The organism is Planococcus donghaensis MPA1U2, assembly GCF_000189395.1.
In the GTDB taxonomy this organism is placed as follows: domain Bacteria; phylum Bacillota; class Bacilli; order Bacillales_A; family Planococcaceae; genus Planococcus; species Planococcus donghaensis_B.
This window is the reverse complement of sequence record NZ_AEPB01000001.1, coordinates 40,832-54,883: the sequence shown is the minus strand read 5'-3', so window position 1 is coordinate 54,883 and position 14,052 is coordinate 40,832. Positions and strand designations below refer to the sequence as shown.

Here is a 14,052-nt window from a genome sequence, read left to right as displayed (position 1 = left end):
AACTCCCTAACTAATAAAATCCGTGTAATCAAAAAAAAAAGAGCATCAAAGCATTCATTAGCTTTTGACACTCTTTCAGTATAACAAGAATTAAGATGACACATCTCTTCTAGCAAATAAATTTCACAGACACTCTTTTGCTTTAAACGAACGCTGGTGAAGTTCGTACATACGCTCTGCCAGTTCAGGAACAGGACCCTCGACAATCGTGTCTTTAATGACCTCTCTAATAGCCAAATTTCGAACACGCGATGGCGCAGCTCCCATATCACTTAACCACTCAGCTAATTGCTTAGAAGAGCTAGCATAAACGATTCTCCCCAGTCCGACCCAGCCGTGGGCTGCTGCACACATCGGACAATGTTCTCCTGACGTGTAAACCGTTGCCTTGCTTCGTTCTTCAAGAGATAAGTTTGTTGCTGCCCAGCGTGCAATCGCAAATTCAGGGTGCTGTGTATGGTCACCTCCGGCCACATGATTATGGTCTTCATAAAGAACGTCTCCAGTTTCTGAAACGAGAACTGACCCGAATGGTTCATCGCCCTTTTCTAAAGCCGTTTCCGCTAATTCCACACAACGCTTTAAGTGCATTAAATCCGTTTCGTTAATCATTTGGCTCCTCCTTTACGCATCACTAAACAAGCTATTTATATATTTCACTATCATACCGCAAACTAAAAAAACGGACAGCGAAAAAGGGCTCCTTTTTCGCTGTCCGCTTTTATTTGATTGGCTTATTGAAAAATCATTTCGCAGCTATTTCAATTGCTTCAAGCACTGCCGACATATTATCATCTACTTTTTCAATATCCCACTCTGTACGATCAAGTAAAGAAGCTATTTGATCTACAGGTACTGGCCGACTGAAATAATAGCCTTGTGCTAAATCGCACCCTTCTTCTTTAAAGTAATTATATTGTTCTAAAGTTTCTACTCCTTCAGCAACAGACTTTAAATCCAGCTTCTGTGCCAAACTAATAATTGTAGAAATAATAGAGTTTGTTTTTTTGCTTTTAGATAGATTTCTAATAAAGGATTGATCAATTTTGATCGAGTCGATTGGAAGATCCTTCAAATAAGATAAAGAAGAATAGCCTGTTCCAAAATCGTCAATCGAGATTCGAACCCCTAACTTCTTCAATTTATTCATAATAGCTATCATAGATTCAGTATTTTCTAGGAAAACACTTTCGGTTAACTCAAGTTCTAGTATGTTTGGATTTAAGCCAGTTTCCTCGAGAACCCGTTCGACGGTATCCACAATATCACTGTTCACAAATTGTTTAACCGACAAGTTGACAGCTATATGGAAAGGACGGCCATACTGGTCGTTCCACTCGACCGCTTGTTTACAGGCTGTCCTCAATACCCATTCTCCTATTGGAATGATGAGTCCCGTTTCTTCTGCAATCGGAATAAAGCGATCTGGTGGAACAATTCCCCACTCTGGGTGAATCCAACGAATAAGAGCTTCTGCACCGTACATACACCCTGTTTTAGGATCAATTTGCGGTTGGTAATACATAACTAACTCATTATTATCTAGTGCAGTATGAAGATTTTCTTCAAGATTTACTCGTTCTTCAAAAGAGCTATTCATCGAGTTTGTAAAGAACTTGTAGTTGTTCCCGCCCAATACTTTACTATTGTACATTGCAATATCCGAATTTTTTATCAATGACTCGATGTTCTCACCGTCTGATGGATAAAAGCTTATCCCAATACTCGACCTTAAATACAATTCATGCTGATCGATAAAAATTGGTTTTCGAATTTCTTCTAAAATCCTCTCTACAATACGAGACACTTCAAATTTTGTTCTTCCTAACAAGATGATAGTAAATTCATCTCCACCTATACGAGACACGATATCACCTCTAGAAACACAACTAATTAATCGTTTTGCGATTTGCTGCAATAGTTTATCACCAACTGTGTGACCTCGAGTGTCATTGACCATTTTGAATTTATCCAAATCAATGAACAATACCGCGATTTCCTGCTCTAATTCTACAAAGCTATTCAGTTTTTCTGTAAACTGCAAACGGTTAGGAAGTCCAGTTAATGTATCATGATACGCCAGATAGGTACTTTCCTCTTCGGCTTTTTTGCGATCAGAAATGTCTTGGATGGCACAAATAGAGATTTTCTTTCCTTCTCTTTCTACAAAGTTCACATTGACTAGCGTAGAAATGATATGCCCCTCTTGATCAACTAGTTCTGCTTCAAAGTTATGAATAGGAGTCCGCTTTAAAAAGCCTTTAAGTAAAGTCATCCGACGTCGCTCAGAAGGTGCTAATAAGTCGATTAAATACTGCTGCTCTCTGCCAAAAAGTTTATTTGAAGCTGGATTGGTTTCCAAAATTTGATGATCTTCCTCAGCGACAATAATCGGTACAGAAACTAAGTTGAACATATTAGTTAGAAACTTGTCTTTATCAAGGTTTTCCGCCTCAGCGATTCGGCGTAATTTGTTCTGAAGAAATGTTTTGCGGTTTGCTCGTTCTAAAATGTTTCCTCCCACGATGCAAGTGATTAATAACATCCACATAAACAAAGAGAACATAGCAACTTCACTTGTACCTACTAAAAGAATTTGATTCACAATGGCATATATAAGAGTCGTCATAACCGAGATTTTAAAGCGTTGTCTCAAAATGAAAAAAGAGAACAAACTCACTACAGTTATCCCGCAAATCGCCAAAATATCATTTTTTAAAATGATGTGTCCAATAAAAAGTATACCGACTCCTGCAACTCCATTGGAAATCGCTGTCATAGGCTGATAATATTTTTTAAATCGATGCGAATGTAAAATAATTAAATTGATCGTAAAGATAGGGTACAATAAAAAAATTATTAAATAAGCAATTTTGGGATCATATAGTTCTAAGTTTACATACGAAAATATTCCTAAAGCAAGCCAAGCTAAGTATGATAGAACAATTCCTATTTGGTTAAATATACGAGCTTCACCATCGTTAAAAGATTTAAACTCTTTTTCTATGGAGCGATCCAGAAAACTCAAGGTCAATGGATGAAAAGAAAATTTAAGCTGGCCTCTACTGTTATCCATAGGCTCACATAACTCTATACATATTTAATAGTCTATTTTCATTATTGACTTCGTGCTTACGGCAAACGTCTTCTAGAGTCTTGACTGTGTAATCAATTTGCTCTTTTGTGTGATTGTAGTTCACAATTAATCGAATTCTTCCTTGATTCATTTTTACTGCTGGATAAAAAATAGGTGTTGAATAAATACCAGCAAGATACAAATCATTGACAACTAATCTTAATTTATGATGATCTTCGATAAATATAGGAATAATTGGACTTTTGCTTTCCCTAAGATCAAACCCTTTAGATGTCAAAGAATTTCGCATATACATACTTTTAGCATGAAGTTCATCAATTAAGGAAGAGTTGCTCTCTATTTCTTCCAGCGAAGCTAAAACAACTGCAGCATCCACAGGTGTTAAGCATGCTTGGAACAAATAGGAATCAGAAAATCGTAGCAATGAGCAATACTTTTTATCCGCTGCAAGAAAGCCTCCAATAGAAGCCGTTGCTTTTGACAAGGTGGACATAATAAAATCAACTTCACCACTTACTCCTTGTTCGAAACAATAGCCTTGCCCTTTATCTCCATAAATACCAAATGTATGCGCTTCGTCCACATACAAGTAAAATTTGTGCATCTTTTTTAAATGAATCATTTCTTTCAAAGGAGCCAAATCGCCACTCATTGAATAAGCTGATTCAATGATAACAAAGATATTTTCAAATTGACCCTCATATCTTATTAGTTTCTTTTCAAGATCGGCTACATCATTATGCTTAAAAGAAATTGTTTTTTTAGCGTTGGCTAATCTTATACCATTAATAATAGAAGAATGACTTTCGCGATCAAAAAGGATCAAGTCTTTGCTGCCGACCAAAGTTGAAATAGCACCTAAGTTTGCAGTAAAACCTGTAGGAAATAGAACCGCACTTTCTTTCCCAGTCATCTTGCTTATTTTTTGTTCTATTTCTTTATGCAACGTTGTCATGCCACAAGAAGAAGCAGAAGTCCCAGCACCCGTACCAAATTGATGTAAAGCTTGAGTCGCTTTTTCAATTACAGTCTTATTGCGGTTTAAGCTAAGGTAATGATTTACATTCCACAGAATACATTCTTTTACTTCTCCAGAATGATCCGTTATAACATTGGCCGATGTTGCGGGCCCACCTGCTAAATACCGGTCATATTCGTTACCGCGTACAACAAAATTTTGAATCGTCTGAGCTCTTTCTTCTAAATCATCGACACCTTTTAAGTGAGCCAAAACTTCCCCCATCGAAGCGAATTCATTTGTCATTTAAATACCCCATCTCATCTACTATTTATTATAAAATTAAATTTTAGTTCTATCGTAGTGTATTATAGTCCTATTGTAACACTATTGTAAATTTATTCAATTTATTTTTTTGGAATTCTCAAAAATATACTAATTCTATTTTCAGATTAATAAAAACCCTTTCAAGTCAACGTTTAATCAGTTAACCACACCTATATATTCTTGTATTAAATTGTCTTTCAATCTATTTTTACGCTAAAAAAATTAATATAGGTTATTTATATTAAGTATTTAGACCTTAAAAATTCTCGTATTTTCTTAAATAATAGATAAAAAACCTAACTGACTTATCTTTTAAAAAGACTATGTATCTATATAAAATTTATTTAAAAAGGACAAATAGCCCCCTAATATCCAAAAAGATGTCTCATGTCTTTCTAATCTATACAAAAATAGCGTCTAAAAGTCGGTTATCCCACTTTTAGACGCTATTTTTATATAACCTTTAACCCTTACTTATTATTCCAACCTATCGGAAATAATTTCTACTGCTTTTACAAATTCAGCTACAAATGCTCCGCGGTCGACTGTGTGTAGAACATGCACGTTCGGCATTTTACCGGATCTATTCGTATAATCGACCACTGTGGCTCCTGCTGTTACACCTTCTAATGCTACTTCCACATAACAATCTTGTCCTTTAAAGTATTCAGGCTTCAATAAATACATTACGGCGCAAACATCGTGAAAGTGTAGCACTTGATCGTAGTTTGCTTCGTGGAAAGGAGTTCTTTTGATAACATCTAAATAATAAGTCACCAAATGATAAGCTTTTTCTGCAAATTCCGTACCAATAGCTAAAATATTTTTTGCTTCCTCAATTGTTACAAATGCTTTATGTGTAACATCTAATCCACTCATTACTATCGGTATACCTGACCGAAAGACGATTTCAACTGCATGCGGATCCACATACGCATTAAATTCAGCACTTGGCGACATATTACCGCCTACTGCAGCTCCACCCATCCAAGAAATCCGCTCAATATTCGTCTTTACTTCAGGGTGCGCTAGTAATAACGCTGCGACATTTGTTAATGGTCCGGTTGCGACAATCGTTATTTTCTCATCGCTCGCTAAAATCGTTTCGAGCATTGCTGTAACGGCTGGTCGGTTGCTTACCAGCAAAGTTGGCGTTGGAAATTGCACATTTCCAAATCCACTTTCGCCGTGTATATCTTCCGCTACTTCTAACTCTCGAAAAATCGGCTGTTCCAGTCCACGCGCAATTTCAACATCTGCCCCGATATAACTTAAGAAAGACCGTGCGTTATAATTTGTTTTGTCTTGTGAAATATTTCCTGAACACGTTGTCACGAGTCGCACATCCAATGCGCCTTCATTAGCAAATGCTAACGTGAGCATCATTGCGTCATCAATTCCCGGGTCTGTATCGATAATAATCGGTATTTTAGTCATTGAAATAAGCCACCTTTTCAAACAATTTTTACGCACTCTAAGTCTTTTTCGATAATAGATAAAAAATATTGAAACAGCAAATTACCATTCAAGCAATTCCTGCTTTATACTAATCTTACTTACTAAAGGGGGCAGACACAATGTCCGAAATGGCAAACGATTTTAAAGAGGCGTTAATCGCGAAAGTAAAATGTCTCTCTACTAGTTCACTGTATATGCTGAAGTACATGGCGATTGTTTTAGTGCCACTATACCTTATTTATTTATTTCTAAATTAATGCACTTTAAGAAAGGCGATTCCGTTTTGAACGGGATCGCTTTTTTGCATTTAACTGAGCGAATTTGGTGAAAGAACTCATCTTCAAATCACTTACTTATGATACGTTTCCTCTACAGAGGACTTTTTCTTTTGGACGCATTATATTTTCGATTTAAATTAACACAACACTAGTGTAAGATTATATTTTACAAAATAACAAATGGTAGGCTCTCGCATTGTAAGCTTTCTTTCCATCATAACTACCTATTTCACTAGGAAGGAAGGTTATACTAATTATAGAAAAGACGCATTTATTTAGAAATGTAAAGCTCATTCTAGTTGTGAGTATCCTCATGTTCGTTTTCGTCATACAACTATTCGCACCTACAGTCATGTATGCCGCAGAAGCTCCGCCTACTGTAAAGCTAGGCTCTTATTACGATATTTTTCTTGATTCAACCAATGAAGTAACGATAGAGGAGCTCTTGTCTGGTGAATATACTAATTCTTTCACACCAAGTACACAAGAGTATTTAAACTTCTGGCATACAGATGATACCGTTTGGCTTAGATTGGACGCAGACGAAGTTATTAAGGACAACGAGGAGTCATATTGGTTAGAATTCATAGACAAACTTGAAACGATCGAGCTCTATTTAGTCAAACAAGACGGTTCCTATGATAAAAAAATTGGTGGTTTTTCAAATCTAGAGGAACGCCAAATCAAATTCCGTTCCATTCTATTTTCAATTGATGATCCTTCCATTGACGAAATTTATCTTAAAATAGAAGGTTCAATGCCTCTTACGGTCATTTCTTCTCTCTCTACAACAACGGGATTTATAGAAAAAATTATTTCTTACAAATTTTTTGTTGGTGCTTTTTATGGATTTTTAACTGCTTTGTCTATTTATAACCTATTTCTTTTTTTCTCTTTTAGAGAAAAAACTTACTTGTATTACGTTTTTTATATGTGGAGCTTCATGGTTTTCCAAGCGACGATGAATACGTTTGACATCGAATTGACCGGACACTTTCTGCCCGAGTGGTTTTTCACACGATCTTTAGTCTTGAGCTGTAATTTATTGCTTTTATTTATGACATTATTCGGAAGAAACTTCCTCGAATTGAAAAAGTATTTACCTTTGCATAACCAGTTACTAACGATTGCATTATGGATAAACGCAGTCTTATTTATCGCAGTTCTCCTTACGCCCGACGTAATGGCGATCAATAATATTACAACGATATTCACAATGCTTGTACTCGTATTACTTTGGATTTCAGGATTAACTTTATTGCTGAGAGGTCATAAAGCAGCTCGTTTTTATATGGTTGGATGGACGATTTTACTATCCTCCATCATCATTCAAGGATTGGGGTTTTTAGGCGTCATTCCATTGCACCCTCGAATTTATGAAGACATTCCAGCAATTGGGGCGATTTTCGAAGCAATCTTCCTATCCTTGGCACTTGGAGATAAGATTAATATTATCAAGAAAGAGCATCAAGAAATGCAACTTCAATTAAATGCTAACTTGGAGCACAAAGTAAAAGAACGGACACAACAATTAGAGTTGGCTAAACAAGAACTTGAGCAGTTAGCAAACACAGATAGATTAACCCAAATTCCGAACCGCCTTCGACTTGACCAGGTCTTGGAAACTGAATTGCGACGTGCCCAACATGATGCAGTACCGTTGTCCATCATCCTATTGGATATTGATCATTTTAAAAGTGTGAATGACCAATTTGGCCACCAAATAGGCGATATCGTCTTAACCGAAGTTGCTAAGTTATTAAAAGATCATATTCGAGCTGGGGATACTGTGGGAAGGTGGGGTGGTGAGGAGTTCTTGATCATCTGTCCTGACACCACAATCGACGATGCGATCCGGCTTTCTTCCAAGATTCGAGAACAATTTGAACAGTATCATTTTCAAGAGGTTGAACGAAAAACAGGTAGCTTCGGCGTTACAGCCTATATGGCGGGTGACACATTGAACACATTCGTATCGAGAGCCGACCATGCCCTGTACCAAGCGAAAGATAAAGGACGAAATCGCGTGGAGTATGCAATTTCATAACAAAAAGAGTAAGCCAATAAGTTTATGGCTTACTTTTTTTATTGTTGTCTTTACTAACTACAGCTGAACCCATAATGATAAATCTTCTGTTTCTAGCAGCCTCAACTATTCTCTATGCTCCGCAGAATTCCAACAAAATTTATATAATGGATAAAATGAAAATGAATCACTGACAATGCAGTAACAATAGGAGCAGCGATGTATAGGGTATAAATTGTAATGTATTGTAAAAATCGTTAGCATATAGGGGCGCGATTTTTAAACTTATAATAAATGCCACTCATCCATTTTTCGCAACAGGAAAGTGTTTGATGTTTTTCTTTCCCCATTCGTCCATCATTAAAACGATTGGAATTAGGCTTTCTCCTAAAGGAGTTAATGAATATTCTACTTTCGACGGAACTTCAGCAAATACTTCCCGATGGACAACCCCGTCCTCCTCTAATTCTCTAATTTGAGTAGTCAGTACCTTATGTGAAATTTTGGGAAGTAAGCGGTTAATCTCACTAAAACGCAACACACCTTCTGTCCCTAAATAATAAATAATAATGATTTTCCACTTGCCGCTAATAATTGATAAGGTCAGTTCTTTTTCGCAATTAAATTCGCCACTCTCAATTTCCCTTTTTATTTCTGACCGCAGATCACTCATGAGACTGCCCCTTTCTTCCATTTCTTCCTGAAAGTATCCTTTAGGTAACCTTCTCACAATAAAGTGCGTTATTCCATTAATAAGAATTATAATTTAGAATAAATCGAAGATAGAGAATATTTAATATAAATACTTACAGTTTTGTCTCTTCTCCGATGCTGCCCCGGTGTAAAGATTAGATCTTTCTATGTACAAAATTAGATAGGAGCTGACAGAAATGGCAGGAAACAGAGCGGTTGTATACAGAGGTGCTGGAACAGTAACAGTTGAAGACATTAGCTACCCTGAATTAATCATCAGAGACGGTCCCGGGGTAAATCCGTTGAATGTAGGGCGTAAATGTGAGCATGGAGTAATTGTAAAAGTCGTTACAACGAATATTTGCGGAAGTGATCAACACATGGTGCGTGGCCGGACGACAGCTCCTGAAGGGCTTGTACTCGGCCATGAAATTACAGGAGAAGTCATCGAAGTTGGCCGTGATGTTGAATTTATAAAAAAAGGTGACTTAGTATCTGTTCCATTTAATATTGCTTGTGGCCGCTGCCGCAGCTGTAAAGAACAAGACACCCATATTTGCGAGAACGTAAACCCGGATCGCCCAGGTTCTGCTTATGGTTACGTCGATATGGGTGGATGGGTCGGCGGGCAATCGGAATATGTGATGGTCCCTTACGCAGATTTTCAGCTGCTCAAATTTCCAGATAAAGATCAGGCAATGGATAAAATACTTGATTTAACGATGCTTTCCGATATTTTCCCGACAGGCTACCACGGCGCTGTGAGTGCTGGTGTGAAACCAGGAGCTACTGTCTATGTTGCCGGGGCTGGTCCTGTAGGTTTAGCCGCTGCCCATTCTGCTCAACTATTGGGTGCATCTGTTGTCATCGTGGGGGATTTAAACAAAGAACGCCTTGCACAGGCCCATAGTTTCGGCTGTGAAACTGTAAATCTTCGGGAACATCCGAACCTTGGGGAACAAATTGCTCAAATCCTAGGTGTTCCAGAAGTGGATTGCGCGATTGATTGCGTAGGCTTTGAAGCTAGCGGACATGGTGAGGGCGCTGGTGAAGCACCAGCTACCGTATTAAATTCAATTATGGACGTTACGCGTGCAGGTGGGCGTCTTGGTATACCTGGACTTTATGTAACCGGTGATCCAGGTGCCTCCGACGAAGATGCAAAAAATGGAACCTTGAAGGTGCGCTTAGGACTGGGCTGGGCAAAAGCTCATACCTTTGTAACTGGCCAAACTCCGGTTATGAGATACCATCGTGACTTGATGAAATCGATTTTGAGCGGAAAAGCACAAATTGCCAAAGCCGTAAACGCAACCGTCATTACTTTAGATCAATCGCCAGAAGCATACGCTGAATTTGACCATGGCGCTTCCAAGAAGTTTGTTATTGATCCGCACGGGCATTTTAAAAAGTAGATTGTTTTAGGCATGCATGATGCGTAGTTGGCTATTAGATTCCCCAAAACAAAGCATCACTATTTCGATATGAAGAAGCGCCAGGATGATGATCCTGGCGCTTTTACGAGGTTACGTTACTAAAAAGTCTACTAGCTCTTTACAGAATTAATCTGTCCTTGCTTAATTCAATTTTAAGCAGAACAAAGACACCGCAAGTTCAAAATAATCATCACTCTATAAATGAAAAACACCTGCCTCAGACTCCCATGTAAGAAGAATAAGGTAGGTGTTTTCTAAAATCTAATTGTAATACAGGTTTTCAGTTGGATAGACCGAATCATTGGTGATGTCGATTCCAAGCTTCTTAAAAGTCTGTTCGTTTTCTCTATTCAATATGACCGTGGAATGAGCTTGGGTGTCTTTTAAATTGGGCAATTGCTTATAAGCCAACTCAGAAGTAGGGTTGGTGACTGCACTGATTGCCAGTGCAATGAGCACTTCATTGGTGCTTAATGTTGGGACACGGCTGTTCAAGTCATCCGTTTTCAACCGTTGAATCGTCTGTAAAATCATCGGTGACAACAAATTAATTTCATCGGAAATATTGGTCAATTTCTTCAACCCATTTAAAATCGCGGCTGCCGAAGCATCCATCAAAGTTGTCGTGCGACCGGTGATTATCTCGCCATTCGGCAGTTCTATCGCAATTACGGCTTGTAGATTCGTGCTATCAATTTGCTCTTGGATTACTTTCGCATAATTACGTGCTGGCAATACAGGTGCCCGATCCTCTTTCTTTAAATCGGTCTCTTCTAGAATCACTTGCATGTGGCTTACACTGTCTTCATCGGCAAGCCCTTTTTTATAGTCATTCTCTACGACGAAACTGCGCCGAATGATTTCCTGCTTGGCAGCTTCCTGAACAACCCTATCGTCGGTGATGCCCGATTTCAGACGGTTGACCCCCATATCAGTCGGTGAGCTGTAAACAGACGCTTTACCGGTAATCCTTTCGATAATCCGTTTGATGACAGGAAACGTCTCAATATCACGATTGTAATTAATCGCTACTTTTCCATATGCTTCATAGTGATAATTATCAATCATATTTACGTCTTTCAAATCGACGGTAGCCGCTTCATAAGCGATGTTAACCGGGTGCTTTAACGGCAAATTCCAAACCGGAAAAGTCTCAAACTTGGCATAACCGACTTCATTTCCAAGTTTATTCTCATGGTACATTTGGTTAAGGCAGGTGGCAAGCTTTCCGCTGCCGGGGCCAGGGCCCGTTACTACCACGATTGGCTTTGTCGTTTGAATATAAGGGTTTGTCGCAAATCCCTCTTCCCCAAGGACGGCGTCCACGTTTGTCGGATAACCTTCGATTTCACGATGAATACAGACGCTAATTCCGCTTCTCTCAAGCTTAGTCATAAATACTTTGACTGTTGGTTGCCCTTGATAACGAGTGATTAAGACACTATTGACAGAAATACCATATGCCCGATATTCATCAATTAAGCGCAAAACATCTTGATCATACGTGATGCCGTAATCTTCACGGACTTTGTTTCGTTCGATGTCTCCAGCGTAGACACAGATGATGATTTCCGCCTTTTCTTTCAGTGTATGCAATAGTTTGATTTTGGCATCTTCATCAAACCCAGGCAAAACACGCTTGGCATGTTTGTCGCCTATCAATTTTCCGCCAAACTCCAAGTAAAGTTTATCGTACTGCTGCACCCGTTCTAGGATGTAAGCTGATTGTTCTTGCAAATATTTCTCCGAATCAAATCCAATTTTTTTCATTAATTTTGGTCCCGCTTTCTTTGCTTCAAACTTTCTCTTAACGCGATAAATAAAAACGCCTTAAGAGAAAATTTCAGCTAAAATTCATCTTCTATCATTAATATAGCTTTTTAAAAAAAGAGAACGAAAAACCGTCTCGGTCCATTCGATGATTGCGTGATTCTAATAAGCGCAGTCATATCCTTATCATCGATGTATTCAAACAAAATAACGAAATTTAGACCCGTATTTAGCAAATCCAAATAGCCAAAAGCTTATTTCCTTTTGATGGTTTTCAATAATTGAATCATTTTTAGCATCTGGTAATGATATAAACCTTACTTACTTATGGTACGGTTCTCCATAATGGCTCTAAATGAGGTTTTATACAATTTGTTCTACTTTAAACAAAAAGAGCTAAGTCAGATGACTAAGCTCTTTTGCGAGATTGCGTTACTAAATAAGTCTATTAGCTCTCTACAGAACTAATCTGTCCTTGCTTAATTCGATTTAAAGCCGAACAAGGACACCGCAAGTTCATAATAATCATATACTCATTAATATTGAAAATCAATATCCTTCTTTTAACAATTTTTCCTCAATTACAATAGATTCTATCCTTAGCTACGTCTCATCAATTCTATTACATCATTTGCAAACTCATTGAAATCGTATCCTTGTTTACTTATAGTTATTTTTTGGTCCCTTATCCATTACAACCTCTACCATATTTGAAGGTCCCATCTTAAGTTTAGGTCTATATTCCGAGTTCGACTTACTGTACAGCTCTATTGGACTGATAATCACACCGTCTTCTGTATTTTGAAGAATTCCGGGCACACAAGTATAAATTCTGTCATTATTATTTGCATTTTTGGAGGAGATGGTAACGGAAGTCCCGTTGTGATTATCTATACTCATGGATACTTTGTATCTGTAGAATGAGCCTGTTCCATTTGACTGAGCAGAATAAACCACAGGAACCACTGCGAGAATATCATTCGTCAATCTTATTTTAATTATCTCTTTCTTAATTGAACCACTGTTTCGCCCAACATCCCCCATATGTTCCACTGCGCCGTTGCCAAACTGGCTGAGAGGTGGGGTTCCCGTTGCACCAAACATAGCGACATCCACCTGCTTACCGTTCTTTGTGTAGACTAAAGCATATATATCGTAGTCTGTCCCAGTCTTCCATGATACTGTAGCTGTAATCTCAGGTGTTTTATCAATTATAATCGGCTTTTGACCTTTATCAAGATTTATCTTACCTTTTACTTTTTCAAGATTTATCGATGAAAATGCATTCTGGCTGTTTTTATTTTTAGGTTCCCCGGGGAGTTTCTCAGGCTCTTTTGGCTCCGAAGGCTTTATTGACTCCACCGGCTCAACTTCCACACCGTAGTTCTTACATAGCCCTTCAAGACCGGAATCAAATCCACGCCAGATTGATTTGGCCTTTGTTTGACCATTCCTTAAGTATAATTCCAATACTACTATTCCATTTTCCTTTGAGAAGTTAGCAGGGGTTAACTGGATACTACTATCACCGCTTCGTATCTCTGCCTTTAAGTTTTTTACATTTGAAAAACCAGTATTATTATCCTCTGTAAGTGTAACAGCTATTTTAGTAATACCTGGTGGGACTTTACTCAGATCAAAATCAATCTTATGTACTTTTGTATTTCCCACTTTTGCAGAAGGTCTAAGAGTGGCTGCTCCAGAAGAGCTCTCTGGCTGATTATAAAATATAATTCCATTGTCTCCTTGTACCTTTTCTAAATCAGTTAAAAGGAAAGCCGTTAAGGAAATATCTATTGCATCTGAAATTTCGTAGCTTACCGTAACATCACCTTTTGGAGAATTCAAAGCGGTATTTGCTCCCATTTGAAGCAATTGATTCATTTAAATCACGCCTTCCTCATTTATGGATTAACTAGGTATTACAAAGTTTCTTTTTATTATTAATTCTTTTTCATTGTAACAAAAATTTACATTTCGATGGAATATATCTACTTGTATTTAGCAAA

General features: G+C 37.9%; 10 protein-coding genes. 3 read left to right on the top strand and 7 right to left on the bottom strand.

The features are described from left to right. Window positions 1-123 precede the first annotated feature (123 nt). The 4 genes from GPDM_RS00240 to GPDM_RS00225 all read right to left on the bottom strand — a co-directional run bounded on the left by GPDM_RS00240 (window position 124) and on the right by GPDM_RS00225 (window position 5,819). Complete coding sequence (locus tag GPDM_RS00240) at window positions 124-612, bottom strand: nucleoside deaminase (protein ID WP_008427748.1); 489 nt, start codon at window positions 610-612, stop codon at window positions 124-126. A 133-nt stretch (window positions 613-745) separates the two neighbouring features. Next, a complete protein-coding gene (locus tag GPDM_RS16260; RefSeq protein WP_008427746.1) occupies window positions 746-3,076 on the bottom strand; it encodes a putative bifunctional diguanylate cyclase/phosphodiesterase in 2,331 nt (776 codons plus the stop codon). 4 nt (window positions 3,077-3,080) lie between these two features. Further along, window positions 3,081-4,361 carry an aminotransferase class I/II-fold pyridoxal phosphate-dependent enzyme gene (locus GPDM_RS00230; protein ID WP_008427744.1) on the bottom strand — a complete coding sequence of 427 codons (1,281 nt, stop codon included), beginning with the start codon at window positions 4,359-4,361 and terminating at the stop codon, window positions 3,081-3,083. A 498-nt stretch (window positions 4,362-4,859) separates the two neighbouring features. Continuing rightward, window positions 4,860-5,819, bottom strand: coding sequence for a nucleoside hydrolase (locus GPDM_RS00225; RefSeq protein WP_008427743.1), 960 nt, complete (start codon window positions 5,817-5,819; stop codon window positions 4,860-4,862). 140 nt (window positions 5,820-5,959) lie between these two features. Here GPDM_RS00225 and GPDM_RS16660 point away from each other — a divergent pair, with 140 nt between their 5' ends. Both GPDM_RS16660 and GPDM_RS00220 read left to right on the top strand, forming a co-directional pair. Beyond that, complete coding sequence (locus GPDM_RS16660) at window positions 5,960-6,097, top strand: hypothetical protein (RefSeq protein ID WP_008427741.1); 138 nt, start codon at window positions 5,960-5,962, stop codon at window positions 6,095-6,097. A gap of 334 nt (window positions 6,098-6,431) precedes the next feature. Further along, window positions 6,432-8,165 carry a sensor domain-containing diguanylate cyclase gene (locus tag GPDM_RS00220; protein ID WP_008427739.1) on the top strand — a complete coding sequence of 578 codons (1,734 nt, stop codon included), beginning with the start codon at window positions 6,432-6,434 and terminating at the stop codon, window positions 8,163-8,165. A gap of 280 nt (window positions 8,166-8,445) precedes the next feature. On the opposite strand, the gene GPDM_RS00215 is transcribed toward GPDM_RS00220, so the two are convergent. Continuing rightward, window positions 8,446-8,817 carry a winged helix-turn-helix transcriptional regulator gene (locus GPDM_RS00215; RefSeq protein ID WP_008427737.1) on the bottom strand — a complete coding sequence of 124 codons (372 nt, stop codon included), beginning with the start codon at window positions 8,815-8,817 and terminating at the stop codon, window positions 8,446-8,448. Window positions 8,818-9,034: 217 nt separating this feature from the next. Here GPDM_RS00215 and fdhA point away from each other — a divergent pair, with 217 nt between their 5' ends. Continuing rightward, complete coding sequence (gene fdhA / locus GPDM_RS00210) at window positions 9,035-10,252, top strand: formaldehyde dehydrogenase, glutathione-independent (RefSeq protein ID WP_008427736.1); 1,218 nt, start codon at window positions 9,035-9,037, stop codon at window positions 10,250-10,252. A 282-nt stretch (window positions 10,253-10,534) separates the two neighbouring features. Here the strand turns inward: fdhA and GPDM_RS00205 are convergent, their stop codons facing one another. Beyond that, complete coding sequence (locus tag GPDM_RS00205; RefSeq protein WP_008427735.1) at window positions 10,535-12,043, bottom strand: DUF1846 domain-containing protein; 1,509 nt, start codon at window positions 12,041-12,043, stop codon at window positions 10,535-10,537. 660 nt (window positions 12,044-12,703) lie between these two features. After that, window positions 12,704-13,927, bottom strand: a complete 1,224-nt coding sequence (locus GPDM_RS00200; RefSeq protein ID WP_008427734.1) for a TerD family protein — start codon at window positions 13,925-13,927, stop codon at window positions 12,704-12,706. Between the last annotated feature and the right edge of the window lie 125 nt (window positions 13,928-14,052).

What these genes read in the sequence shown, in the direction of transcription:
- GPDM_RS00240 (WP_008427748.1), bottom strand. Translation starts at nt 612, where the DNA reads ATGATTAACGAAACGGATTTAATGCACTTAAAGCGTTGTGTGGAATTA.
- GPDM_RS00200 (WP_008427734.1), bottom strand. Translation starts at nt 13,927, where the DNA reads ATGAATCAATTGCTTCAAATGGGAGCAAATACCGCTTTGAATTCTCCA.
- fdhA (WP_008427736.1), top strand. Translation starts at nt 9,035, where the DNA reads ATGGCAGGAAACAGAGCGGTTGTATACAGAGGTGCTGGAACAGTAACA.
- GPDM_RS00215 (WP_008427737.1), bottom strand. Translation starts at nt 8,817, where the DNA reads ATGAGTGATCTGCGGTCAGAAATAAAAAGGGAAATTGAGAGTGGCGAA.
- GPDM_RS00220 (WP_008427739.1), top strand. Translation starts at nt 6,432, where the DNA reads ATGTTCGTTTTCGTCATACAACTATTCGCACCTACAGTCATGTATGCC.
- GPDM_RS00205 (WP_008427735.1), bottom strand. Translation starts at nt 12,043, where the DNA reads ATGAAAAAAATTGGATTTGATTCGGAGAAATATTTGCAAGAACAATCA.
- GPDM_RS16260 (WP_008427746.1), bottom strand. Translation starts at nt 3,076, where the DNA reads ATGGATAACAGTAGAGGCCAGCTTAAATTTTCTTTTCATCCATTGACC.
- GPDM_RS00230 (WP_008427744.1), bottom strand. Translation starts at nt 4,361, where the DNA reads ATGACAAATGAATTCGCTTCGATGGGGGAAGTTTTGGCTCACTTAAAA.
- GPDM_RS16660 (WP_008427741.1), top strand. Translation starts at nt 5,960, where the DNA reads ATGTCCGAAATGGCAAACGATTTTAAAGAGGCGTTAATCGCGAAAGTA.
- GPDM_RS00225 (WP_008427743.1), bottom strand. Translation starts at nt 5,819, where the DNA reads ATGACTAAAATACCGATTATTATCGATACAGACCCGGGAATTGATGAC.